The 23,510-nt window shown below is 66.6% G+C and carries 32 protein-coding genes; all 32 read right to left on the reverse strand.

Features of this window, described 5'->3' with window-relative positions:
- Window positions 1–9: 9 nt before the first annotated feature.
- Window positions 10–435: a DUF1707 domain-containing protein gene (locus tag AB0F10_RS21870; RefSeq protein WP_360627834.1), complete on the reverse strand. Its 426-nt coding sequence runs from the start codon at window positions 433–435 to the stop codon at window positions 10–12.
- A 7-nt stretch (window positions 436–442) separates the two neighbouring features.
- A complete protein-coding gene (map, locus tag AB0F10_RS21875; RefSeq protein WP_360627837.1) occupies window positions 443–1,297 on the reverse strand; it encodes a type I methionyl aminopeptidase in 855 nt (284 codons plus the stop codon).
- 1 nt (window position 1,298) lies between these two features.
- The gene (locus AB0F10_RS21880; protein ID WP_184997642.1) at window positions 1,299–1,952 is read right to left on the reverse strand and encodes an adenylate kinase; all 654 of its coding nucleotides are present in this window, start codon (window positions 1,950–1,952) and stop codon (window positions 1,299–1,301) included.
- Between the two features lie 74 nt (window positions 1,953–2,026).
- Window positions 2,027–3,373 carry a preprotein translocase subunit SecY gene (secY, locus tag AB0F10_RS21885; protein ID WP_360627840.1) on the reverse strand — a complete coding sequence of 449 codons (1,347 nt, stop codon included), beginning with the start codon at window positions 3,371–3,373 and terminating at the stop codon, window positions 2,027–2,029.
- Between the two features lie 275 nt (window positions 3,374–3,648).
- Window positions 3,649–4,092 carry a 50S ribosomal protein L15 gene (gene rplO, locus AB0F10_RS21890; RefSeq protein ID WP_360627843.1) on the reverse strand — a complete coding sequence of 148 codons (444 nt, stop codon included), beginning with the start codon at window positions 4,090–4,092 and terminating at the stop codon, window positions 3,649–3,651.
- Window positions 4,092–4,274 (reverse strand): 50S ribosomal protein L30, encoded by a 183-nt coding sequence (rpmD, locus tag AB0F10_RS21895; RefSeq protein WP_023358201.1) that lies wholly within the window; start codon window positions 4,272–4,274, stop codon window positions 4,092–4,094. Before rpmD ends, rplO begins: the two co-directional genes overlap by 1 nt.
- Window positions 4,274–4,894, reverse strand: a complete 621-nt coding sequence (gene rpsE, locus AB0F10_RS21900; protein WP_184997648.1) for a 30S ribosomal protein S5 — start codon at window positions 4,892–4,894, stop codon at window positions 4,274–4,276. Before rpsE ends, rpmD begins: the two co-directional genes overlap by 1 nt.
- A 13-nt stretch (window positions 4,895–4,907) precedes the next feature.
- On the reverse strand, window positions 4,908–5,291 hold the full coding sequence (gene rplR / locus AB0F10_RS21905) for a 50S ribosomal protein L18 (protein WP_360627887.1): 384 nt from the start codon (window positions 5,289–5,291) through the stop codon (window positions 4,908–4,910).
- An 8-nt stretch (window positions 5,292–5,299) separates the two neighbouring features.
- On the reverse strand, window positions 5,300–5,842 hold the full coding sequence (gene rplF, locus AB0F10_RS21910; protein WP_360627846.1) for a 50S ribosomal protein L6: 543 nt from the start codon (window positions 5,840–5,842) through the stop codon (window positions 5,300–5,302).
- 13 nt (window positions 5,843–5,855) lie between these two features.
- Window positions 5,856–6,263 carry a 30S ribosomal protein S8 gene (rpsH, locus tag AB0F10_RS21915; RefSeq protein WP_354724998.1) on the reverse strand — a complete coding sequence of 136 codons (408 nt, stop codon included), beginning with the start codon at window positions 6,261–6,263 and terminating at the stop codon, window positions 5,856–5,858.
- 70 nt (window positions 6,264–6,333) lie between these two features.
- The gene (locus AB0F10_RS21920; RefSeq protein ID WP_014440734.1) at window positions 6,334–6,519 is read right to left on the reverse strand and encodes a type Z 30S ribosomal protein S14; all 186 of its coding nucleotides are present in this window, start codon (window positions 6,517–6,519) and stop codon (window positions 6,334–6,336) included.
- A gap of 2 nt (window positions 6,520–6,521) precedes the next feature.
- A complete protein-coding gene (rplE, locus tag AB0F10_RS21925) occupies window positions 6,522–7,091 on the reverse strand; it encodes a 50S ribosomal protein L5 (protein ID WP_360627849.1) in 570 nt (189 codons plus the stop codon).
- On the reverse strand, window positions 7,091–7,411 hold the full coding sequence (gene rplX / locus AB0F10_RS21930; RefSeq protein ID WP_360627890.1) for a 50S ribosomal protein L24: 321 nt from the start codon (window positions 7,409–7,411) through the stop codon (window positions 7,091–7,093). The genes rplE and rplX overlap by 1 nt, the downstream gene beginning before the upstream one ends.
- Window positions 7,408–7,776 (reverse strand): 50S ribosomal protein L14, encoded by a 369-nt coding sequence (rplN, locus tag AB0F10_RS21935; protein WP_023358185.1) that lies wholly within the window; start codon window positions 7,774–7,776, stop codon window positions 7,408–7,410. The genes rplX and rplN overlap by 4 nt, the downstream gene beginning before the upstream one ends.
- 145 nt (window positions 7,777–7,921) lie before the next feature.
- Window positions 7,922–8,197: a 30S ribosomal protein S17 gene (gene rpsQ / locus AB0F10_RS21940; protein ID WP_360227913.1), complete on the reverse strand. Its 276-nt coding sequence runs from the start codon at window positions 8,195–8,197 to the stop codon at window positions 7,922–7,924.
- Entirely contained in the window at window positions 8,194–8,430 is a 237-nt protein-coding gene (rpmC, locus tag AB0F10_RS21945) for a 50S ribosomal protein L29 (protein ID WP_023358182.1), read from the reverse strand. The genes rpsQ and rpmC overlap by 4 nt, the downstream gene beginning before the upstream one ends.
- Entirely contained in the window at window positions 8,430–8,855 is a 426-nt protein-coding gene (gene rplP, locus AB0F10_RS21950; protein WP_125811502.1) for a 50S ribosomal protein L16, read from the reverse strand. Before rplP ends, rpmC begins: the two co-directional genes overlap by 1 nt.
- A gap of 3 nt (window positions 8,856–8,858) precedes the next feature.
- Complete coding sequence (gene rpsC, locus AB0F10_RS21955; protein WP_360627854.1) at window positions 8,859–9,713, reverse strand: 30S ribosomal protein S3; 855 nt, start codon at window positions 9,711–9,713, stop codon at window positions 8,859–8,861.
- Entirely contained in the window at window positions 9,713–10,177 is a 465-nt protein-coding gene (gene rplV / locus AB0F10_RS21960) for a 50S ribosomal protein L22 (protein ID WP_360627857.1), read from the reverse strand. Before rplV ends, rpsC begins: the two co-directional genes overlap by 1 nt.
- A 37-nt stretch (window positions 10,178–10,214) precedes the next feature.
- Entirely contained in the window at window positions 10,215–10,496 is a 282-nt protein-coding gene (rpsS, locus tag AB0F10_RS21965) for a 30S ribosomal protein S19 (RefSeq protein ID WP_360627860.1), read from the reverse strand.
- A gap of 13 nt (window positions 10,497–10,509) precedes the next feature.
- A complete protein-coding gene (gene rplB, locus AB0F10_RS21970) occupies window positions 10,510–11,349 on the reverse strand; it encodes a 50S ribosomal protein L2 (RefSeq protein WP_360627863.1) in 840 nt (279 codons plus the stop codon).
- Between the two features lie 13 nt (window positions 11,350–11,362).
- Window positions 11,363–11,665 (reverse strand): 50S ribosomal protein L23, encoded by a 303-nt coding sequence (gene rplW / locus AB0F10_RS21975; protein ID WP_023358172.1) that lies wholly within the window; start codon window positions 11,663–11,665, stop codon window positions 11,363–11,365.
- The gene (rplD, locus tag AB0F10_RS21980; RefSeq protein ID WP_360627866.1) at window positions 11,662–12,312 is read right to left on the reverse strand and encodes a 50S ribosomal protein L4; all 651 of its coding nucleotides are present in this window, start codon (window positions 12,310–12,312) and stop codon (window positions 11,662–11,664) included. Before rplD ends, rplW begins: the two co-directional genes overlap by 4 nt.
- A complete protein-coding gene (gene rplC / locus AB0F10_RS21985; protein ID WP_360627869.1) occupies window positions 12,309–12,962 on the reverse strand; it encodes a 50S ribosomal protein L3 in 654 nt (217 codons plus the stop codon). Before rplC ends, rplD begins: the two co-directional genes overlap by 4 nt.
- A gap of 11 nt (window positions 12,963–12,973) precedes the next feature.
- A complete protein-coding gene (gene rpsJ / locus AB0F10_RS21990; RefSeq protein WP_007073037.1) occupies window positions 12,974–13,282 on the reverse strand; it encodes a 30S ribosomal protein S10 in 309 nt (102 codons plus the stop codon).
- Window positions 13,283–13,717: 435 nt separating this feature from the next.
- Window positions 13,718–14,911 carry an elongation factor Tu gene (tuf, locus tag AB0F10_RS21995; protein WP_360627872.1) on the reverse strand — a complete coding sequence of 398 codons (1,194 nt, stop codon included), beginning with the start codon at window positions 14,909–14,911 and terminating at the stop codon, window positions 13,718–13,720.
- A gap of 119 nt (window positions 14,912–15,030) precedes the next feature.
- The gene (gene fusA / locus AB0F10_RS22000; RefSeq protein ID WP_360627875.1) at window positions 15,031–17,127 is read right to left on the reverse strand and encodes an elongation factor G; all 2,097 of its coding nucleotides are present in this window, start codon (window positions 17,125–17,127) and stop codon (window positions 15,031–15,033) included.
- A gap of 91 nt (window positions 17,128–17,218) precedes the next feature.
- A complete protein-coding gene (gene rpsG, locus AB0F10_RS22005) occupies window positions 17,219–17,689 on the reverse strand; it encodes a 30S ribosomal protein S7 (RefSeq protein WP_360627878.1) in 471 nt (156 codons plus the stop codon).
- Window position 17,690: 1 nt separating this feature from the next.
- Window positions 17,691–18,065, reverse strand: a complete 375-nt coding sequence (gene rpsL / locus AB0F10_RS22010; protein ID WP_014440718.1) for a 30S ribosomal protein S12 — start codon at window positions 18,063–18,065, stop codon at window positions 17,691–17,693.
- 389 nt (window positions 18,066–18,454) lie between these two features.
- Window positions 18,455–18,955 (reverse strand): hypothetical protein, encoded by a 501-nt coding sequence (locus tag AB0F10_RS22015; protein WP_360627881.1) that lies wholly within the window; start codon window positions 18,953–18,955, stop codon window positions 18,455–18,457.
- Between the two features lie 88 nt (window positions 18,956–19,043).
- Window positions 19,044–19,358, reverse strand: coding sequence for a hypothetical protein (locus AB0F10_RS22020; RefSeq protein ID WP_360627893.1), 315 nt, complete (start codon window positions 19,356–19,358; stop codon window positions 19,044–19,046).
- Window positions 19,359–19,470: 112 nt separating this feature from the next.
- On the reverse strand, window positions 19,471–23,361 hold the full coding sequence (locus AB0F10_RS22025; RefSeq protein WP_360627884.1) for a DNA-directed RNA polymerase subunit beta': 3,891 nt from the start codon (window positions 23,359–23,361) through the stop codon (window positions 19,471–19,473).
- Window positions 23,362–23,510: the final 149 nt, after the last annotated feature.

A 23,510-nucleotide genomic window follows, 5' to 3' on the forward strand; every position in this document is an offset into this window, starting at 1 on the left:
GGAAGCGCGCTATCGATTCCGGCCGTTGAACCGACCGAGCAACCCGAGCAGCAGCGGGATGAGCATCCAGCCGGGCCAGAAGTAGACGAGCTCGCCCGAGCTGAGGCAGGACATGCCCCAGATGACGACGCAGACCAATACCAGGGCGCCGTAGGAGGACACATACGGCCGGACTCCGGCCTTGCGGGGCTCTCGCGCCCCCGGCGCCGCAGAGGGAGCCTGAACGGGCTCCACCCGGGAGCGCTGAGCGGGAATCGTGCCGGGCAGATCCGTGACGAGGCCGTCGAGATCGGCGTACGTCTTGGCCGCGTACGCCCGTTGCAGCCGCTCGTCGTATTCGTGCAGATCCAGCCGGCCCTCGTCGAGCGCCGCCTTCAGCTGATCGGCGACCGCCTGGCGCTCGCTGTCGCCGGCGCGCATCTCGTCGTGGCCCATGCGCCCGCTACTCCGGGAGCGAGCCGACGGCCGGCTGGCGGGAGGTCACCAGGTCGCCCAGGCGCGCGCGGCCGCCGTCCGGCGCGGTGGTCACCCACACGCCGTCGTCGAGCAGGGCCATGGTGTGCTCCACGTGCGCCGCCCGGGAGCCGTCGCGGGTGACGACCGTCCAGCCGTCGTCGAGCTCGGCGGTGCGCGGCGAGCCCACGGTGATCATCGGCTCGATCGCCAGGCACAGGCCGGGCACCAGGCGCGGGCCCTTGCCGGGCTTGCCGTGGTTGAGCACGTGCGGGTCCTGGTGCATCTCGGTGCCGATGCCGTGGCCGCCGTAGCCGTCGACGATGCCGTAGCGGCCCGCCTTGCGGACGGCCTTCTCGATGTTGAACGAGATGTCGGTGAGCCGGCCCCGGCCGTTGGCCGCGCCGCGGGCCGCGGCGGCGATGCCGGCCCACATGGCGTCCTCCGCCACCTCGGCCAGCCTCAGCAGCGCCGGGTCGGTCTCGCCGACCCCGACGGTGATCGCCGAGTCGCCGTGCCAGCCGTTCAGGATCGCGCCGCAGTCGAGCGACAGCAGGTCGCCCTCCACCAGGACCTGCTCGGCCGACGGAATGCCGTGCACGACCTGCTCGTTGACCGAGGCACAGATCGAGGCGGGGAAGCCGTGGTAGCCCTTGAACGACGGGACCGCGCCGGCGTCCCGGATGACCTTCTCCGCGATCGCGTCGAGGTCGCCCGTGGAGACGCCCGGCGCGACCGCGTCACGCATCGCGTCGAGTGCGGCGGCGACCACCAGGCCGGCGCCGCGCATGAGCTCGATCTGCTCGGGGGTCTTCAGCTGAATATCCAGCTGCTGGCGGCGCATGTCAGCCCCCGTAGGACCGCAGGGCGTCGATGGCGCGCACCGTGACGTCCTCGACCGGCCCGGTCGCGTCGATGCCCACCAGCTTGCCCTGCGCCCCGTAGAAGTCGACGAGCGGCGCCGTCTTGTCCGCGTACTCGACGAGGCGGTTGGCGATCGTCTCCGCCTTGTCGTCGTCGCGCTGGAACAGCTCGGAGCCACACCTGTCGCAGATGTTCTCCTTGCTGGTCGGGTCGAACTCGACGTGCCAGATCTTGCCGCAGCCGCGACAGGTCCGGCGGCCCGAGAGCCGCCGGATCACTTCGTCGTCGTCGACCACGAGCTCCATCACCAGGTCGAGCGCGGTGCCCAGGTCCGCGAGGAGCTTGTCGAGCGCCGACGCCTGCGGGACGGTTCTCGGGAAACCGTCCAGCAGGAAGCCGTCGCCGGCGTCGGGCTCGGCAAGCCGGTCGCGGACCATGTTGATGGTGACCTCGTCCGGGACGAGGTTTCCCGCGTCCATGTATCGCTTCGCCTCGACGCCGAGCGGCGTCCCCTGCGACACGTTGGCGCGGAAGATGTCACCGGTCGAGATCTTCGGTACGGCGAGATGGGCAGCGATGAACTCAGCCTGGGTCCCCTTGCCGGCCCCCGGAGGGCCCACCAGTACCAGCCGCACCTACATCGCCTCGCTTCGGTGAGAACGAGCCTCGCAAACCACAGACGCAAGAGCCCCCCGGCTCCGCGCCCCCACTACCGGAGGAACCCTTCGTAGTTGCGCTGCATCAGCTGGCTCTCGATCTGCTTCACCGTCTCCAGGCCGACACCCACCATGATCAGCACCGCCGTACCACCGAACGGGAAGTTCTGGTACTGGGCATTGTTCAGCCAGATGAAGAAGAAGTTAGGCAGAACGGAGATCAAACCGAGGTAGAGCGCGCCCGGCAGGGTGATCCGGCTGAGGATGAAGTCCAGGTAGTCGGCGGTCGGCTTGCCGGGACGGATGCCCGGGACGAATCCGCCGTACTTCTTCATGTTCTCCGCGACCTCGGTCGGGTTGAACGTGATCGAGACGTAGAAGTACGTGAAGAAGATGATCAGCAGGAAGTACGTGGTGATGTAGATCCAGTTGCTCGGATCCGCCAGGTACGTCTTGATCCACACCTGGTAGCCGGCGAGGTTGTTCGGGTCGAAGAACTGCAGGTACAGCTGCGGCAGGTAGAGCAGCGAGGACGCGAAGATCACCGGCACGACGCCGGCCTGGTTGACCTTGAGCGGGATGTACGTCGAGGTTCCGCCGTACATGCGCCGGCCGATCATGCGCTTCGCGTACTGCACCGGGATGCGGCGCTGGGCCTGCTCGATGAAGACCACCGCGCAGATGACTACCAGCACGAGTGCGATGACCAGCAGGAACTTGCCAGTGCCGCTGGACGTCTTGATCGTCCAGCCCTCGCCGGGAAGGCGGGCGGAGATCGAGGTGAAGATGAGGACGGACATGCCGTTGCCGACGCCGCGGTCGGTGATGAGCTCACCGAGCCACATGACCACACCCGTACCCGCCGTCATGGTGACCACCAGCATGAGCAGGGTCAGCCACAGCGGAATGCCCGTGTTCTCGGGCACGATCTGGTACTTCGCCTGATCCTGCGGGCAGGCGTTGGCGAAGAGCTGGCCGGAACGGGCCAGCGCCACGAACGCCGAGGACTGCAGGACCGCGAGGCCCAGGGTCAGGTACCGGGTGTACTGCGTGATCTTCGCCTGGCCGGACTGGCCCTCCTTGCGGAGCTGCTCGAGGCGGGGAATCACCACGGTGAGCAGCTGCAGGATGATCGAGGCCGTGATGTACGGCATGATGCCGAGCGCGAAGACCGACAGATGGAGCAGCGCGCCGCCGGAGAAGAGGTTAAGGAGGTTCAGCACCCCGCCGCCGGCGTTGGTGCTGTTCACTACGTCGAGACAGTTCTGGACGCTGGTGTAGGACACGCCTGGGCTGGGCAAAGTGGCGCCGAGCCGGTAGACCGCGATGATCGCTACTGTGAACAGCAACTTCTTGCGCAGGTCAGGCGTCCGGAACGCACTGGAAAAGGCGGAGAGCAACTTCTTCCTCCTGCGCGAGGTGACCGCCTGTGAATCGGCGGATGGGGGGAGGCATCGGTCCGGACGACCGATATCCCTAGCTGGGAACGGACTTTAACAGTCTGACGTGCCTGTTGTGAGACACGGTCTCCGCATCCTTTGCGCCCTGGGGCGAAGGGCGATCCGGCGACCGCTGAAACGGCGGCGTCCGAACTGGCAAAACGCCAGTTCAGACGCCACAACGGGGATGCTGACCGAGCATCTCGCGATGCCCGGGCCAGCACCCCCGGAAAGCCTCACAGCTCGGTGGCGGAACCACCAGCGGCTGCGATCTTCTCCTTGGCCGACTCGCTGAACGCGTGCGCCGAAACCTGCAGCGTCACGCCACCCAGCTCGCCCGAGCCCAGAACCTTGACCGGGTGGCCGCTACGGACCGCGCCGGCGTCGGCGAGCTCCAGCGGGCCGATCTCGCCACCGTTGGGGAACAGTTCGGCGAGCCGGTCCAGGTTCACGACCTGGAAGACGACCTTGTTCTTGTTCTTGAAGCCCTTCATCTTGGGCAGGCGCATGTGGATGGGCATCTGCCCACCCTCGAACCGGGCCGGAACCTGGTAACGCGCCTTGGTGCCCTTGGTGCCGCGGCCGGCAGTCTTGCCCTTGGAGCCCTCACCGCGACCCACACGGGTCTTCGCGGTCTTGGCGCCGGGCGCCGGACGCAGGTGGTGAACCTTGATCGCCATTACTCGACCTCCTCGACACTGACGAGGTGGTTCACCGCGAAGATCATGCCCCGAATTTCGGGACGGTCCTCCTTGACCACCACATCGTTGATCCGCTTCAGCCCGAGCGACCGCAGGGAGTCCCGCTGGTTCTGCTTACGGCCGATGCCGGACCGGAGCTGGGTGACCTTAAGCCGTGCCATCACCGCACCGCCGCTTCCGCACGCGCCGCCAGCATTGCGGCGGGCGCGACGTCCTCGACCGGCAGGCCACGGCGAGCCGCGACTGCCTCCGGGGACTCGAGACCCTTCAGAGCGGCCACGGTCGCGTGCACGATGTTGATCGGGTTCGACGAGCCGAGGCTCTTGCTGAGCACGTCGTGGATGCCGGCGCACTCCAGCACAGCGCGCACCGGGCCACCGGCGATGACGCCGGTACCGGCGGACGCAGGCTTGAGGAGCACGACGCCGGCGGCGGCCTCACCCGTGATCGGGTGGGGGATCGTCGCGGCGATGCGCGGCACCTTGAAGAAGTGCTTCTTGGCCTCCTCGACGCCCTTGGCGATCGCCGCGGGCACCTCCTTGGCCTTTCCGTAGCCGATGCCGACGGTGCCGTCACCGTCGCCCACGATCACCAGGGCGGTGAAGCTGAAGCGACGACCACCCTTGACGACCTTGGCGACCCGGTTGATCGCTACGACCCGCTCGAGATGCGGGGTCTTCTCGACGGGCGCGTTACCGCGACCGCCCTCACGGCGGTTGTCGCGGCGGCCACCTTCGTTGTTACCGCCGGACCCGCCGCCTCGGCGCTGCTGACCAGGCATTGGTCTTCTCCTCCTAGAACTCGAGTCCGGCTTCGCGGGCGGCATCGGCCAGCGCGGCGATTCGCCCCGCGTACCGGTTGCCACCGCGGTCGAAGACGACCTTGGAAACGCCCGCGGTCTTGGCCCGCTCGGCGAGTAGAGCCCCGACCTTGGCGGCCTTCGAGCTCTTGTCACCCTCGCCGCCCCGCAGGGACGCGTCGAGGGTGGATGCCGACGCGAGCGTGTGGCCCTTGAGGTCGTCGACGATCTGCGCGGTGATGTTCCGCGAGGACCGGGTGACGACCAGACGGGGACGCTCGGCGGTACCGCGGACGTTCTTGCGGACCCGGAAGTGCCGACGCGCCTTTCCGACTGCGCGCTTGTACGCGACACCGCCGCCATTGCGGCGCTTGAGCAGCGTGGCGGTCACTTCTTACCTGCCTTTCCAGCCTTGCGGCGGATGACCTCGCCCTGGTACTTGACGCCCTTGCCCTTGTACGGCTCCGGCGGGCGGATCTTCCGGATGTTCGCGGCGACCTCGCCGACGAGCTGCTTGTCGATCCCGGCGACCGTGAACTGCGTGGGCCGCTCCACCGAGAAGGTGATGCCGGCCGGCGCGGGCACGTTGACCGGGTGCGAGAAGCCCAGGGCGAACTCGAGGTCCTTGCCCTTGGCGGTCACGCGGTAACCGGTGCCGTTGATCTCCAGGGTCTTCTTGTAGCCCTCGGTGACGCCGACGATCATGTTGGCGACCAGGGTACGAGAGAGACCGTGCAGCTCCTTGGCGCGGCGCTCGTCATTGGGGCGGTTGACCGACAGCTCACCGTTCTCGGCCTTCTCGACCTTGATCGGCTCGGCCACGGTGTGCTGGAGCTCGCCCTTGGGGCCCTTGACCTTGACGGTCTGGCCCGTGATGGTGACGTCGACGCCGGCCGGGACCGGGATCGACTTACGTCCGATTCGCGACATGTCAGAGTCTCCGTTACCAAACGAAGGCGAGGATTTCCCCGCCAACGCTCCGCTTGCGGGCCTGCCGGTCGGTCAGCAGCCCCTGGGACGTCGAAACGATCGCGACACCCAGGCCACCGAGCACCCGCGGGAGCTCGTCGGACTTGGCGTACACCCGGAGACCGGGCTTGGACACGCGCTTGATGCCGGCGAGGCTGCGCTCGCGGTTCTGGCCGTACTTGAGCTCTACGACCAGGCGCTTGCCGACTTCGCCTTCAGCCGGGTCCTCGGCCGACCAGGAGGCGATGTAGCCCTCCGCCTTGAGGACCTCGGCGATGTTCGCCTTGATCTTCGAGAAGGGCATGGTCACCTTGTCGTGGTACGCCTGGTTGGCGTTACGCAGACGCGTGAGCATGTCTGCGATCGGGTCCGTCATCGTCATGGGTATTCGTCAACCTTTCTCGCCGGGGTTCCCAGGCTCTCCGGGCCTACGGCGAAGCGGTATTGCTTGGTTACCAGGAAGCCTTCGACACGCCGGGCAGCTCACCGCGGTGGGCCATGTCCCGGACACACACCCGGCACAGACCGAACTTGCGGTAGACCGAGTGCGGACGTCCGCATTTCTGGCAGCGGGTGTACGCACGCACGGCGAACTTCGGCTTCGCGGCCGCCTTGATGATCAGCGCCTTCTTAGCCATGCTCAGTTCTCCTTGAACGGGAAGCCCAGGAGCTTGAGCAGCTGCCGGCCTTCCTCGTCGGTCGTGGCGGAAGTGACCACCGTGATGTCCATGCCCCGGGTCCGATCGATCCGGTCCTGGTCGATCTCGTGGAACACCGACTGCTCGGTCAGACCGAACGTGTAGTTGCCGTGGCCGTCGAGCTTGCGCCCGTCCAGGCCGCGGAAGTCGCGGATACGCGGCAGCGCGATCGACAGCAGCCGGTCCAGGAACTCCCACATCCGGTCGTTGCGAAGGGTGACCTTCGCGCCGATCGGCATGCCCTCGCGCAGCTTGAACTGCGCGATCGACTTGGTCGCACGCCGCACCAGCGGCTTCTGACCGGTGATGGTGGTCAGGTCCCGCACGGCGCCGTCGATCAGCTTGGCGTCACGGGCAGCCTCGCCGACACCCATGTTCACGACGACCTTGACCAGGCCCGGGATCTGCATGGGGTTGCCGTACTTGTACTGCTCCTGAAGCGCGGCGATGACCTCGCCACGGTACTTCTGCTTCAGCCGGGGCAGCGTCTTGGTCTCAGTAGCGGCAGTCATCACAGGTCCTTACCGGTGCTACGCGCGATACGGACCTTCTGGCCGTCGTCGTCGATGCGGTACCCGATACGGGTCGGGTTGCCCTCGGAGTCCACGATCTGCACGTTCGAGATGTGAACCGGAGCTTCCTGCGTGACGATGCCGCCGGTCTTGGAACCACGCTGAGTGGTGCGGATGCGTTCGTGCTTCTTGATGCGGTTGACGCCCTCGACCAGGATCTTGTCCTGCCGCGGGAAGGCAGCGATGACCTTACCCTTGGCGCCCTTGTCCTTGCCGGCGATGACGACGACCGTGTCGCCCTTCTTGATCTTCACGGTCAGAGCACCTCCGGCGCCAGGCTGATGATCTTCATGAACCGCTTGTCGCGCAGCTCGCGGCCGACCGGGCCGAAGATGCGCGTACCGCGGGGGTCGCCACCGTCCTTGATGATGACGGCGGCGTTCTCGTCGAAGCGGATGTACGAGCCGTCGGGACGGCGGCGCTCCTTGGCGGTGCGAACGATGACCGCCTTGACGACGTCACCCTTCTTCACACCGGCACCCGGAATGGCGTCCTTGACGGTGGCCACGATGACGTCACCGATGCTCGCGTAACGGCGACCTGAGCCGCCCAGAACGCGGATGCACAGGATCTCCCGGGCACCCGTGTTGTCGGCGACGCGCAGTCGCGACTCCTGCTGGATCACGTCTGTCTCCTATGTCTGCCAGTTCTCCGGCGATTCGCCGAAGCTTGGCGGAACCTTGCTCCGCCTTCAGTCCGCTCAGGGGCGGTGGCGGGGCGGTTGGACGGGCCGCCGGGCCGGCCGGGGTAACCCGGCCGGCCCAGCAAACTCACTTGGCCTTTTCGAGGATCTCCACGACACGCCACCGCTTGGTAGCGGAGAGCGGACGGGTCTCCATCAGCGAGACCCGGTCGCCCACGCCGCACGCGTTCTGCTCGTCGTGCACCTGCAGCTTGCGGGTGCGGCGCAGAACCTTGCCGTACAGAGCGTGCTTGACGCGGTCCTCGACCTCGACGATGACGGTCTTGTCCATCTTGTCGCTGACCACGAGGCCCTCGCGCACCTTGCGCTGGCTCCGCGGCGCAGCAGCTGCGTTCTCGCTCATGCTGTTGTCACCTCAGTCGGCGCGGCCGAGAGCCCCAGCTCACGCTCACGCATGATCGTGTAGATCTTCGCGATGTCCTTGCGGACGACCTGCAGACGACGGTGATTGTCGAGCTGACCGGTCGCACCCTGAACGCGGAGATTGAACAGCTCCGCCTTGGACTCCCGAAGCCGCGAGACGAGCTCCTCTTCAGGGAGTTCCCGCAGCTCGGAGGCCTTAACGCCCGCTGCCATCAGCTTTCACCCACTTCGCGCGCCACGATGCGGCACTTCATCGGAAGCTTGTGGATCGCGCGACGCATTGCTTCGCGCGCGATCGTCTCGTTCGGGAACGACATCTCGAAGAGAATGCGTCCCGGCTTGACGTTCGCCACCCACCACTCCGGCGAGCCCTTACCGGAACCCATGCGGGTCTCGGCGGGCTTCTTGGTCAGTGCCTGGTCCGGGAAAATCGAGATCCAGACCTTACCGCCACGCTTGATGTGACGCGTCATGGCGATACGGGCCGACTCGATCTGCCGGTTGGTCACGTACGCCGGCTCCAGGGCCTGGATACCGAACTCACCGAAGACCACCCGGTTGCCGCCCTTGGACGCGCCGTGGCGGTCCGGATGGTGCGGCTTGCGGAAGCCCTTCGGGGGCTTACGCGGCATCAGCATGTGTCAGCCCTCCTGCTGCGTTTCGGCCGCAGCCGGAGCAACGGCGGTGTCGGTCGTGGGCGCGGCCTCCGCCGGAGCGGGGGTCGATGCCGCGGCCTGGGCGGCGCGGCCGGCCTCGGTGCCACCCGCGGTCGTGCCGGACGAACCGGAACGGCCACGGCGCGGACGCTCGGGGCGGTCGGCACGGTCACGGCGCGGACGCGCGGGTGCCTCGGGGGCGACCTCGCGACCCGGCACGGCGTCGCCCTTGTAGATCCAGACCTTCACGCCGATGCGGCCGAAGGTCGTACGGGCCTCGAAGAAGCCGTACTCGATGTTGGCGCGCAGCGTGTGCAGCGGAACGCGACCCTCACGGTAGAACTCCGTGCGGCTCATCTCCGCGCCGCCGAGGCGACCGGAGACCTGCACGCGAATGCCCTTGCAGATCGGGTTCTTCATCGCGGACTGCATCGCCTTGCGCATCGCCCGGCGGAAGCTGACCCGGCTCGACAGCTGCTCGGCGACGCCCTGCGCCACGAGCTGAGCGTCCGACTCCGGGCTCTTCACCTCGAGGATGTTGAGCTGCACCTGCTTGCCGGTGAGCTTCTCGAGCTCGCCGCGGATCCGGTCGGCCTCCGCACCCTTACGGCCGATGACGATGCCCGGCCGGGCGGTGTGGATGTCGACGCGGACCCGGTCACGGGTGCGCTCGATGTCGACCTTGGAGATGCCGGCGCGCTCGAGGCCCTTGGACATCATCCGGCGGATCTTTACATCCTCGCCGATGTAGTCCTTGTAGAGCTTGTCCGCGAACCAGCGGCTTCTCCAGTCGGTGGAGATGCCGAGACGGAACCCATGGGGGTGAACTTTCTGACCCATTACTCGGCACCCTCCGTGCTCTGCTGGGATTCGGCGGCGGGCGCCGCCTTCTTCGCAGGCGCGGCCTTCTTCGCGGCGGCCTTGCGGGCCGGAGTGGTCGCCTGGACCGCCTCCACCGCCACCGTGATGTGGCAGGTGCGCTTGCGGATCCGGTACGCCCGGCCCTGCGCACGCGGCCGGAACCGCTTGAGCGTCGGACCCTCGTCGACGAACGCTTCCCTCACGAGGAGAGCATCCGGGTCGAGCCGCTCGTTGTTCTCCGCGTTCGCAATCGCGCTCGCGAGCACCTTGTAAACCTGCTCGCTCGCGGCCTGCGGTGCGAACTGCAGAACCGTGAGAGCCTCCTTCGCGGGCAGACCGCGGACGAGGTTGATCACACGGCGCGCCTTGTTCGGCGAGATGCGCACGTGGCGCGCAACCGCCCGTGCGCCCGGAAGCGCCGGAGCGTCGCCCTTGACTGGCATCGCTGTAACCCCTCTTGTTCCTTAATCCGTGGACTGCTTAGCGACGACGGCTCTTGCGGTCGTCCTTCTCGTGACCCTTGAACGTGCGGGTCAGAGCGAACTCGCCGAGCTTGTGCCCGACCATGGACTCGGTGATGAACACCGGGACGTGCTTGCGCCCATCGTGCACGGCGATCGTGTGCCCGAGCATGTCGGGAATGATCGTCGAGCGCCGCGACCAGGTCTTGATGACGTTCTTCGAGTTCTTCTCGTTCTGGACTTCCACCTTCTTGATGAGGTGGTCGTCGACGAACGGGCCCTTCTTCAGGCTGCGAGGCATCTTTTAACTCCCGTTACCCGCGCTTGCGGGTGGCGTAGCGGCGGCGAACGATCATGCGGTCGCTCTCCTGGCCCTTGCGGCGGGTACGGCCCTCCGGCTTACCAGCCGGGTTCACCGGGTGGCGACCACCGGAGGTCTTACCCTCACCACCACCGTGCGGGTGGTCGACAGGGTTCATGGCGACACCACGGACGGTCGGGCGCTTGCCCTTCCACCGCATGCGGCCGGCCTTGCCCCAGTTGATGTTCGACTGGTCGGCGTTGCCGATCTCGCCGACGGTTGCGCGGCAGCGCACGTCGACGCGACGGATCTCGCCGGAGGGCATACGCAGCGTGGCGTACACATCCTCGCGACCGAGCAGCTGGATGCCCACGCCGGCCGAACGGGCCAGCTTGGCGCCACCGCCGGGACGAAGCTCCACGTTGTGGACCGTCGTACCGACCGGAATGTTGCGCAGGGGCAGGTTGTTGCCCGGCTTGATGTCGGAGCCGACGCCGGACTCGACCCGGTCACCCTGCTTGAGGTCCTTCGGCGCGACGATGTAGCGCTTCTCACCGTCGGCGTAGTGCAGCAGGGCGATGCGGGCGGTGCGGTTGGGGTCGTACTCGATGTGAGCGACCTTGGCCGGCACGCCGTCCTTGTCGTTGCGCTTGAAGTCGATCAGCCGGTACTGCCGCTTGTGACCGCCGCCCTGGTGCCGCGTGGTGATGCGACCGTGGACGTTGCGGCCACCCTTCTTGGGCAGCGGGGCCAGCAGAGACTTCTCCGGCGTCGACCGGGTGATCTCGGCGAAGTCGGCGACGCTGGAGCCGCGACGGCCCGGCGTGGTCGGCTTGTACTTACGGATAGCCATGATTTACAACCCCTTAGCTGACCGGGCCGCCGAAGGCCTCGATGCGGTCACCGTCAGCCAGCTTCACCAGGGCACGCTTGGTCGCCTTACGCTGACCGAAGCCCGTCTTGGTGCGCTTGCGCTTGCCCTGGCGGTTGATGGTGTTAACCGTCAGCACGCGGACATCGAAGATCTGCTGAATCGCGATCTTGATCTCGGTCTTGTTGGCGTCCGGGTGAACCAGGAACGTGTACCAGTTCTGGTCGAGAACGCTGTAGCTCTTCTCGGAGACCACGGGCGCGACGATGATGTCGCGCGGGTCGGCGATCGTGCTCACTTGTCCCCCTCCTCGGCGGCTTCGGCCGGAACGCCCAGGAACTCGTCGAGGGCTTCCTTGGTGAAGACGACCTCGTCGGCGACCAGGACGTCGTACGTGTTGAGCTGGCCGGCCTCGATGAGGTGGACGGTCGGCTCGTTCCGCAGCGAGATCCAGTTCAGCTCGTCGTGGCTGCTCAGAACGACCAGAACCTTGTTGGATTCGGTCGCCTTGCGCAGCGTGACGATCGCGGCCTTCGTCGACGGCTTCTCGCCGGCGATGAAGCCCTCGACCACGTGCACCCGGCCGTCGCGAGCCCGATCGGAGAGGGCGCCACGCAGGGCGGCGGCCTTCATCTTCTTCGGGGTCCGCTGGCTGTAGTCGCGCGGCACGGGACCGTGCACGACGCCACCACCGGTGAACTGCGGTGCACGGATCGAGCCCTGACGGGCGCGGCCGGTGCCCTTCTGCTTGTAGGGCTTCTTGCCGCCACCGGCGACCTCGCCCCGCGTCTTGGCCTTGTGCGTGCCCTGACGGGCAGCCGCGAGCTGGGCCACGACGACCTGGTGCATCAGCGGGATGTTCGCCTGCACGTCGAAGATGTCGTCGGGCAGCTCGACCGAGCCGGCCTTCGTGCCCTCGGTGTTGATTACGTCAACCGAGCTCACTTGGCACCACCCTTCTTCTTCGCCGCCGTACGGACGAGGATCAGCGCGCCCTTGGGGCCGGGAACGGCGCCCTTGACGAGCAGCAGGTTGTTCTCCACGTCGACCGCCTGCACCGTGAGGTTCTGCACGGTGAAGCGCTTGTGGCCCATGCGGCCGGCCATCCGGGTACCCCGGAAGACACGACCGGGCGTCGCGCAGGCGCCGATGGAGCCGGGCGAACGGTGCTTGCGCTCAACACCGTGGCTCGCCTTGAGGCCGTGGAAACCGTGCCGCTTCATGACACCGGCGTAGCCCTTGCCCTTGGTCTTACCGGTGACGTCGATCGGCGTACCGACCGTGAACGCCTCAACGGTGACCTCTTGGCCGAGCGCGTACTCGGTGGCGTCGCTGGTGCGCAGCTCCACGATGTGGCGCCGCGGCGACACACCAGCCTTCGCGTAGTGGCCGCCCTCAGGCTTGTTGACCTTCCGCGGGTCGATGGCGCCGTACGCCAACTGAACCGCCGTGTAGCCGTCAGTCTCAGAGGTGCGGACCTGGGTCACGACGCACGGGCCGGCCTGAACCACGGTTACCGGGACGACCTTGTTGTTGTCCCAGACCTGGGTCATGCCGAGCTTGGCGCCCAGGATGCCCTTCACTTGCCTGTCCATTGTCCGGATCCCTACAGCTTGATCTCGATGTCGACGCCAGCCGGGAGGTCGAGGCGCATCAGCGAGTCGACCGTCTTCGGAGTCGGGTCGATGATGTCGATCAGACGCTTGTGCGTGCGCATCTCGAAGTGCTCGCGCGAGTCCTTGTACTTGTGCGGCGAACGGATCACGCAGAAACGGTTGATCTCCGTGGGCAGCGGCACCGGGCCAGCAACCTGCGCACCGGTACGCGTAACCGTCTCGACGATCTTGCGCGCCGAGGAGTCGACGACCTCGTGGTCATAGGCCTTGAGCCGGATGCGGATCTTCTGTCCCGCCATGGTGGCTTCTGTTTCCTTCTCTCGATGCCGCTACGTGCGAAAGCTGTGGCCCTCGCATGCCCGCAGGACCGTTGGTCCTGCGATGTCCGACCCCCGCGGTCGGGCGTGTCGCGCTGGTGAACCAGGCTCCGCCCCAAGAATCTGGAGCGATCATGCCCGCAAGGAATTCTCCGGGGAGACTTCCTTGATCCGTCGGGATCGGGGATGCCGGCGGCTACGAAGAACCTCGCCGGACACCCGGCGAGGGTGGCTGACCGCCCTCTCTCGAAAGCAAGAGCAGCCAACCACCCTGCGCGGACGCAACCTGACTAGTATGCCGCATCGATCGCGGCATTGCTAATCGGGGTCACCATTGGGGCTTGTTCACGACTACGTTGAGTCGCGCGTCACGTTAAGCACAGACGCCCGGTCTCCGCCGTCCTGGACAATCCTCAATCAGACGTTGATCTTCGTGACCGTTCCGGCGCCGACGGTGCGGCCACCCTCACGGATCGCGAACTTCAGGCCCTGCTCCATGGCGATCGGCTGGATCAGCTTGACCGACATGCTGGTGGAGTCGCCCGGCATGACCATCTCGGTGCCCTCGGGCAGCGTGACGACGCCGGTGACGTCCGTGGTGCGGAAGTAGAACTGCGGACGGTAGTTCTGGAAGAACGGCGTGTGCCGGCCGCCCTCCTCCTTCGAGAGGATGTAGACCTGGCCCTCGAACTCCGTGTGCGGAGTGCTCGAGCCGGGCTTGACGACGACCATGCCGCGCTCGACGTCCTCGCGCTTGATGCCGCGCAGCAGGAGGCCGACGTTCTCGCCCGCGCGGGCCTCGTCGAGCAGCTTGCGGAACATCTCGATGCCGGTGCAAACGGTCTTGGTCGACTTCTCGCGGATACCCACGATCTCGACCTCCTCGTTCGGCTTGAGGATGCCGCGCTCGGCCCGGCCGGTGACGACCGTGCCACGACCGGTGATCGTGAAGACGTCCTCGATCGGCATGAGGAACGGCTTCTCGACGTCACGCTCGGGCTGCGGGATCGCGGTGTCGACCGCGTTCATCAGCTCCATGAGCTTGCTGCTCCACTCGGCGTCGCCCTCGAGCGCCTTGAGCGCCGAGACGCGCACGACCGGAAGGTCGTCGCCCGGGAACTCGTAGGTGCTGAGCAGCTCGCGGACCTCGAGCTCGACGAGCTCCAGGAGCTCCTCGTCGTCGACCATGTCGCTCTTGTTCAGGGCGACAACGATGTACGGAACGCCGACCTGGCGGGCCAGGAGCACGTGCTCCTTGGTCTGCGGCATCGGGCCGTCGGTCGCGGCGACCACCAGGATCGCGCCGTCCATCTGGGCGGCACCGGTGATCATGTTCTTGATGTAGTCGGCGTGGCCGGGGCAGTCCACGTGCGCGTAGTGCCGCGTCGCGGTCTGGTACTCGACGTGCGCGATCGAGATCGTGATGCCGCGGGCCTTCTCCTCCGGCGCCTTGTCGATCTCGTCGAACGGCGTGTAGGGGTTCAGGTCCGGGTACTCGTCGTGCAGGACCTTCGTGATGGCCGCAGTCAGCGTCGTCTTACCGTGGTCGATGTGACCAATGGTGCCGATGTTGACGTGCGGCTTAGTCCGCTCGAACTTCGCCTTCGCCACTGGTGTCCTCCTGTGGACTGTGTCTTTTCTTCTCGCCCGGCACGCCGATAAGGCGCTCAGGACTCTGTCGACTGCTCGTGCACGTGCGGTTCTCGACGAACCGCACGTGCCTCAACGCGTCAGGCGCCGGTGGCCTTAGCGATGATCTCCTTCGCCACACTCTGCGGAACCTCGGCGTAGGAGTCGAACTGCATGCTGTAGCTCGCCCGGCCCTGAGTCTTCGACCGCAGGTCGCCGACGTAGCCGAACATCTCCGAGAGCGGCACCAGGGCCTTGATGACGCGAGCGCCGGAGCGCTCCTCCATCGACTGGATAATGCCGCGGCGGGAGTTGAGGTCACCGATGACGTCACCCATGTTGTCCTCAGGGGTGGTGACCTCAACGGACATCATCGGCTCGAGGAGTGCGGGGTCGGCCTTGCGGGCCGCCTCCTTCATCACGATCGAGCCGGCGATCTTGAACGCCATTTCCGACGAGTCGACCTCGTGGAACTGTCCGTCCACCAGGGTCAGCTTGACGCCGACCAGCGGGTAGCCGGCAAGGACGCCGTACTGCAGCGAGTCCTGCGCGCCCGCGTCCACCGAAGGGATGTATTCCTTGGGGATGCGACCGCCGGACACCGCGTTGACGAACTCGTACGTCGGGCCGTCCGCCGCGAGCGGCAGGGGCTCGACGGTGACGACGACCTTCGCGTACTGGCCCGAGCCACCGGTCTGCTTCTTGTGGACGTACGTGAGCTTCTCCACCTTGCCGCGGATCGTCTCGCGGTACGCCACCTGCGGCTTACCGATGTTCGCCTCGACGTTGAACTCGCGGCGCATGCGGTCCACGAGGATGTCGAGGTGTAGCTCGCCCATGCCGGCGATGACCGTCTGACCGGTCTCCTCGTCGTTGAAGACGCGGAAGGTCGGGTCCTCCTCGGCCAGGCGCTGGATCGCGACGCCCAGCTTCTCCTGGTCGGACTTGGTCTTCGGCTCGATGGCGACCTGGATGACCGGCTCCGGGAAGGTCATCGACTCCAGGATGACCGGGTTCGCCGGGTCGCTGAGCGTGTCGCCAGTGGTGGTCTGCTTGAGACCCTGCACGGCGATGATGTCGCCGGCCCACGCCGTTGGGCGCTCCTCGCGCTTGTTGGCGTGCATCTGGTAGATCTTGCCGATCCGCTCCTTGCGGTCCTTGGTGGAGTTGACCACCTGTGAACCGGACTCGAGCGTTCCGGAGTAGACCCGGACGTACGTCAGCTTGCCGAGGTGCTTGTCCGTCTGGATCTTGAACGCCAGACCGGAGAACGGCTCGTCGTTCGACGGCTTGCGAATGATCGGCGTCTCGCCGTCGGTCGCGGTGCCGTCGATGGCCGGGACGTCCAGCGGCGACGGCAGGTAGTCGACGACGGCGTCGAGCATGGGCTGAACGCCCTTGTTCTTGAACGCCGAACCGCAGAGCACCGGGTTCGCCTTGCTGGCGATGGTGGCGCGCCGGATGGCGGCCTTCATCTCGTCGATGGAGACCTCTTCACCCTCGAGATACTTCTCCATGACGAAGTCGTCCACGTCGGCGAGCGTCTCGATGAGCTTCTCGCGCCACTCGTTCGCGGAGTCGACCAGGTCGGCCGGGATCTCCTCGATCGCGTAGTCGTCACCCTTCTGGGTCTCCCCGCGCCAGGTGAGCGCCTTCATGTTGATCAGGTCAACGACGCCGATGTGGTCGCCCTCGAGCCCGATCGGGATCTGCAGGACGAGCGGCGTGGCGTTGAGCCGGTCGATCATCATCTGCACGCAGCGGAAGAAGTCCGCACCGGTCCGGTCGAGCTTGTTGACGAAACACATCCGAGGGACGTTGTACTTGTCCGCCTGCCGCCAGACGTTCTCCGTCTGGGGCTCCACGCCGGCGACGCCGTCGTAGACCGCGACGGCACCGTCGAGCACACGCAGCGACCGCTCGACCTCGACCGTGAAGTCGACGTGGCCGGGCGTGTCGATGATCTGAATCGTGTAGCCCTTCCACTCGCACTTCGTGGCGGCGGAGGTGATGGTGATACCGCGTTCCTGTTCCTGCTCCATCCAGTCCATGACGGCCGCGCCCTCGTGGACTTCACCGATCTTGTACGTGATACCGGTGTAGAACAGGATCCGCTCGGTCGTCGTGGTCTTACCAGCGTCGATGTGCGCCATGATGCCGATGTTGCGTACCTTGGCGAGCGCGTCTGCGGCGGCCACTTCAATCCCTACTTTTCTTCGTCGTCGTCTCTGCAGGACCGGTACGACTGACTGCGTTGGCCCGGCGGGAACCGGGCCTGCAGCGGGGTCTTTACCAGCGGTAGTGCGCGAAGGCCTTGTTGGACTCCGCCATCTTGTGAGTGTCCTCGCGACGCTTGACGGCAGCACCGAGACCGTTGCTGGCGTCGAGCAGCTCGTTCTGCAGGCGCTCGATCATGGTCTTCTCGCGGCGGGCCTTGGAGTACTGGACCAGCCAGCGCAGGCCAAGGGTGGTCTGCCGCGGCGTGCGGACCTCGACCGGGACCTGGTAGGTCGCGCCACCAACGCGGCGGCTGCGGACCTCGAGGGTCGGCTTGACGTTGTCCATGGCGCGCTTGAGGGTCACCACGGGATCGGTGCCGCTCTTCTCACGGCAGCCCTCGAGTGCGCCGTAGACGATGCGCTCGGCGAGCTGACGCTTGCCGGCGACCAGGATCTTGTTCACCAGCTGGGTGACCAGAGGTGAGTTGTAAACCGGGTCAGGAACAACCGGGTGGCGCGGAGCGGGGCCCTTACGCGGCATATCAGCTCTTCTCCTTCTTCGCGCCGTAACGGCTGCGGGCCTGCTTGCGGTTGCGGACACCCTGGGTGTCCAGCGAACCGCGGACGATCTTGTAGCGAACGCCCGGGAGGTCCTTCACGCGACCGCCACGCACGAGCACGATCGAGTGCTCCTGCAGGTTGTGGCCGACGCCCGGGATGTACGCCGTCACCTCGATCTGGCTGCTGAGCTTCACACGAGCGACCTTGCGCAGCGCAGAGTTCGGCTTCTTGGGGGTGGTGGTGTACACGCGCGTGCACACGCCGCGCCGCTGGGGGCTTCCCTTCAGCGCCGGCGTCTTGGTCTTGCTCGTCTTCGCCTGGCGGCCCTTTCGGACCAGCTGCTGGATCGTGGGCACCGGGTTTCTCCGCTCCCTTCGGCCGCCCTTATAGCGGCCGCAATGTCTTCGTTTGCCTTGTGCGTCGTGAGACCCCGGTTTGGGTCTCCGACACCCGCGGTCGGGCGTGTCGTCCGGCTCACGGTCCCGCAGCGCGCTTGACACACGCAACGGATGTTCTGTCTTTGTCAGGGCTGCAACCCCGTCGTGCCACTGCCCCGTCGGTTACCACAGACTCGGGCGCACGCACGAGTTGCCCGGGCGAGCCCGGGCACGAGAGGAAAGAGTACCCACCTCAGGGACACAGGTCAAAACGAGCCTGCTTCCCCTGATGGACATCTCCAACTAACAAGTGTACCGGGTGGGTCGGCAGGACATAGCCGCGGTGTCGGAACCGGCACCACGAGGCCTCAGGTTGACTGCAACAGCACTACCAACAACAGCGTGAGCACCGCGATTCCCAGCCCTGATCCCCCGCACCAGATCCCCGCCAGCGCGATGCCGTGGCCGGTGAACCGGACCCGGCCGTCTCGCCCGGAGCGACGGATCAGCCGCCGGGCGAACAGCGCGACGCCGACCGCGCCACCGCCGAGAAGCACGCTGAGCAGGGCAAACGCTCCCCCCACCCAGCCGCCCCAGCCGTCCTCGATGCCGATGAGGCCGAAGCAGAGCACCAACGTGGACACCAGGATCGAGGCGATGCCGGCGATCATCGCGCCCGCCGCCAGGCCGGATGTGATCGGCGCGACCCTCAACTGGACCAGGCCGAACCCGGTGCCGGGAACCTGGTCCACCCGCTCCGGCGTCCACAGCTCGTTCGACTTCGGCGGCAGGACACCGGGCACCTGCGCCGGCGGCTGCCCATACGGCGATGCCGGTGGTGCCGGCCACGAACCTGGCTGCTGCGTCACGGACCGCCCTCTCACCGCTTACCGCTGGATCAATCGATCCTGTCACCCGAACGTGGCCCGGCGCAGCCCAGGGCCCGCTGACGGGCTCTCAGTCGGTGTTCGCGCCGAAATCCTGCCCGCCCGGCGCGCCGGCGAGGTGCAGCAGCCCGGCGATCGCGGCCACCACCAGGGTGGTGAGCGCCAGCACGATTCCCGCCCAGGCCAGCGCCCGTCCGCGGCGCACCCAGGCCATGCCGGTCAGGTAGCCGCCCGCCGAGAAGGCCTCACGCTCGGCCTGGCGGGCCAGCAGCAGCGCGATGGTGGCGGGAATCACTCCGCCGACGAACGCCCCGGTCAGGAACGCCATCAGCCCGAGCGCGAAAACGGCCCGCGCCTTGGTCGATGGGACCGGGTCCGGATCCATCGGGTGGCGGGTGGGCACGGCGGTGGCGGGGATGGTCACCCGTCCATCTTAGGAACACCGAAGGGCGGCCGCGCGATGATGCGCGGCCGCCCTGACGGTGACTGACAAACCCTTAGCGGTACGACCCGAAGTCGAAGTCGTCCAGCGGCACAGCCTGCCCGCTGGCCGGCCCGAAGCCGTAGTCGGTCTCCGGGTACCCGGTCATCGAGTACACCTTCGCCTTCGCCTCTTCGGTCGGCTCGACCCGGATGTTGCGGTACTTGCTGATGCCGGTACCAGCCGGGATGAGCTTGCCGATGATGACGTTCTCCTTGAGGCCCACCAGCGAGTCGCTGCGCGAGTTGATCGCAGCGTCGGTGAGCACCCGGGTGGTCTCCTGGAAGGAGGCCGCCGAGAGCCAGGAGTCGGTCGCCAGCGAGGCCTTGGTGATACCCATCAGCACCGGACGACCGGCGGCGGGTTCGCCACCCTCGCCGACGAGCCGGCGGTTCTCCGACTCGAAGAGCGCCCGGTCGACCAGCACGCCCGGCAGGAACTCGGTCGCGCCGGAGTCGATGACCGTCACCCGCTTGAGCATCTGGCGAATGATGATCTCGATGTGCTTGTCGTGGATCAGCACACCCTGCGAGCGGTAGACCTCCTGGACCTCACTGGTCAGGTGGACCTGGACCGCCCGCGGGCCCATGATGCGCAGCAGTTCGTGCGGATCGATGGTGCCCTCGGTGAGCTTCTCGCCGACCGCGACGTGGCTGCCGTCGTGTGCCCGCAGCTTGACGCGCTTCGAGATCTTGTCGTAAACGATCTCTTCGCTGCCGTCGTCCGGGATCACGATGATCTTCCGCGAACGCTCGCCGTCCTCGATGCGGACGCGTCCCGGGGTGTCGGCGATGGGCGCCTTGCCCTTGGGTACGCGGGCCTCGAAGATCTCCTGCACACGCGGCAGACCCTGGGTGATGTCCTCACCCGCGACACCACCGGTGTGGAAGGTACGCATCGTCAGCTGCGTGCCGGGCTCACCGATGGACTGGGCCGCGATGATGCCGACAGCCTCGCCGATGTCGACCGCCTTGCCGGTCGGCAGCGAGCGGCCGTAGCAGGCCGCGCACACGCCGAGCTTCGACTCACAGGTCAGGACGCTGCGCACCCGGACCGTGTCCACCCCGGCGGCGAACATCTTGTCGACCAGGATCGAGTTGAGATCCTCACCACGCGACACGACGATGCTGCCGTCGGGGCCGGTGATGTCGTCCGCGATCGTGCGGGCGTGCACACCGGTTTCGGCGTGCGCGTGCAGGACGCGGCTGCCGTCGGGCTCGCGGTCGCTCACCGTCATCGGGATCGCGCGGTCGGTCCCGCAGTCCTCTTCACGGATGATGACGTCCTGCGAGACGTCCACCAGGCGCCGGGTCAGGTAACCCGAGTCGGCGGTACGCAGCGCGGTGTCGGCAAGACCCTTACGGGCACCGTGCGTGGAGATGAAGTACTCCAGCACGGTCAGACCCTCGCGGTACGACGAGGTGATCGGGCGCGGGATGATCTCGCCCTTGGGGTTGGCCACCAGACCACGGATCGCGGCGATCTGCCGGAGCTGGAGGAGGTTACCGCGGGCGCCGGAGTTGATCATTACCCAGAGCGGGTTCTCCTGCGGCAGCGCCGACTCCATCTCCTTCGAGATGTCCTTGGTCGCGTTGGTCCAGATGTCGATGAGCTCGCCGCGACGTTCCTCGGCGGTCATCAGGCCCCGCTGGTACTGCTTGTCGATACCGTCGGCCTCGGCCTGGTAGCGAGCGATGATCTCCGGCTTGCGCGGAGGAGCGATGACGTCGCCCATACCGATCGTCACACCGGACCAGGTAGCCCAGTGGAAGCCGGCCTCCTTGAGCGCGTCCAGGGTCGCCGCCAGGGCGACCTTGGGGAAACGCTCGGCGAGGTCGTTGACGATCGCGGAGAGCTGACCCTTGCGGATCTCGTAGTTGACGTAGCGGTAGCCCGGCGGCAGCGTCTCGTTGAAGAGCACCCGTCCCAGGGTGGTCTCGACGAGCAGCTTGTCGCCGGTCTCCCAGCCCTCGGGCTGGGCCCAGGCCGGCTGGGCCGCACCGTTGTCGACCTCGAGCACCTCGGGCAGCCTGATCTTCACCTGCGCCTGCAGGTGCAGCTCGCCGTTGTCGAACGCCATCCGTGCCTCGGCGTCCGAGCTGAAGATCCGGCCCTCACCCTTGGCACCCTTGGTCAGGTGCGTCAGGTAGTAGAGGCCGATGACCATGTCCTGGGTAGGCATGGTGACGGGCTTGCCGTCGGCCGGCTTGAGGATGTTGTTCGACGAGAGCATCAGGATCCGGGCCTCGGCCTGCGCCTCGGCCGACAGCGGCACGTGCACCGCCATCTGGTCACCGTCGAAGTCGGCGTTGAACGCCGTACAGACGAGCGGGTGGATCTGGATCGCCTTGCCCTCGACCAGCTGCGGCTCGAAGGCCTGGATGCCCAGGCGGTGCAGGGTCGGCGCGCGGTTCAGCAGCACCGGGTGCTCGCTGATGACCTCTTCGAGGACGTCCCACACGACGGCACGCTGACGCTCGACCATCCGCTTGGCCGACTTGATGTTCTGCGCGTGGTTGAGATCCACCAGGCGCTTCATCACGAACGGCTTGAACAGCTCCAGCGCCATCTGCTTCGGCAGGCCGCACTGGTGCAGCTTGAGCCGGGGCCCGACGACGATGACGGAACGGCCGGAGTAGTCGACGCGCTTGCCGAGCAGGTTCTGCCGGAAGCGGCCCTGCTTGCCCTTGAGCATGTCGGACAGCGACTTCAGCGGCCGGTTACCCGGGCCGGTGACCGGCCGGCCGCGGCGGCCGTTGTCGAACAGCGCGTCGACGGCCTCCTGCAGCATCCGCTTCTCGTTGTTGACGATGATCTCGGGCGCACCCAGGTCGATCAGTCGCTTGAGCCGGTTGTTGCGGTTGATGACCCGGCGGTAAAGGTCGTTCAGGTCGCTGGTCGCGAAGCGGCCACCGTCGAGCTGCACCATCGGGCGCAGGTCCGGCGGGATGACCGGGACGCAGTCCAGCACCATGCCGAGAGGCGAGTTGCGGGTGTTCAGGAACGCGGCGACGACCTTGAGCCGCTTGAGCGCACGGATCTTGCGCTGGCCCTTGCCGCTGCGGATGGTCTCGCGCAGCGACTCGGCCTCGGCGACGAGGTCCATGTTCTCGAGCAGGGCCTTGATCGCCTCGGCGCCCATGCCACCGGTGAAGTACTCGCCGAAACGGTCGCGCAGCTCGCGGTAGAGCAGCTCGTCGGTGACGAGCTGCTTGCTGTCGAGCTTGCGGAACGTGTCGAGCACCTCGTCGAGCCGGTCGATCTCGCGCTGCGCCTTGTCGCGGATCTGGCGCATCTCGCGCTCGCCAGCCTCCTTGACCTTGCGCCGCACGTCGGCCTTGGCGCCCTCGGCCTCGAGCTCGGCAAGGTCCTGCTCGAGCTTCGCGGCCCGCTTCTCGATCTCCGAGTCGCGGCTGTTCTCGGACTGCCGCTTCTCGGCGAAGATCTCGTTCTCGATCGTGGACATGTCGCGGTGACGCGCCTCGGCGTCAACGCTCGTGATCACGTACGAGGCGAAGTAGATGATCTTCTCGAGATCCTTGGGCGCCAGGTCGAGCAGGTAGCCCAGCCGGCTCGGCACACCCTTGAAGTACCAGATGTGCGTGACCGACGCGGCCAGCTCGATGTGGCCCATGCGCTCACGGCGCACCTTGGACCGGGTCACCTCGACGCCGCAGCGCTCACAGATGATGCCCTTGAACCGAACCCGCTTGTACTTACCGCAGTAGCACTCCCAGTCCCGCTGCGGACCGAAGATCTTCTCGCAGAAGAGTCCGTCCTTCTCGGGCTTGAGCGTGCGGTAGTTGATCGTCTCGGGCTTCTTGACCTCACCGTGCGACCACTGGCGGATGTCGTCAGCGGTAGCAAGGCCGATGCGCAACTCGTCGAAGAAGTTGACGTCGAGCACTTGGTCTATCCCTCGTGTTTCGTTGCTCGGATATTTTCCAGGCCGGCGGGGGCGGGGGCGGGGTGCGCAATTATTAAAACACGAGGCAGTCCGCAAAAAAAAATATTAGAAAGAAATAAAAAAACAAAAAAAAAAAAAAAAAGTGTTTT

It is taken from the genome of Actinoplanes sp. NPDC026623, from assembly GCF_040638275.1.
Taxonomy (GTDB): domain Bacteria; phylum Actinomycetota; class Actinomycetes; order Mycobacteriales; family Micromonosporaceae; genus Actinoplanes.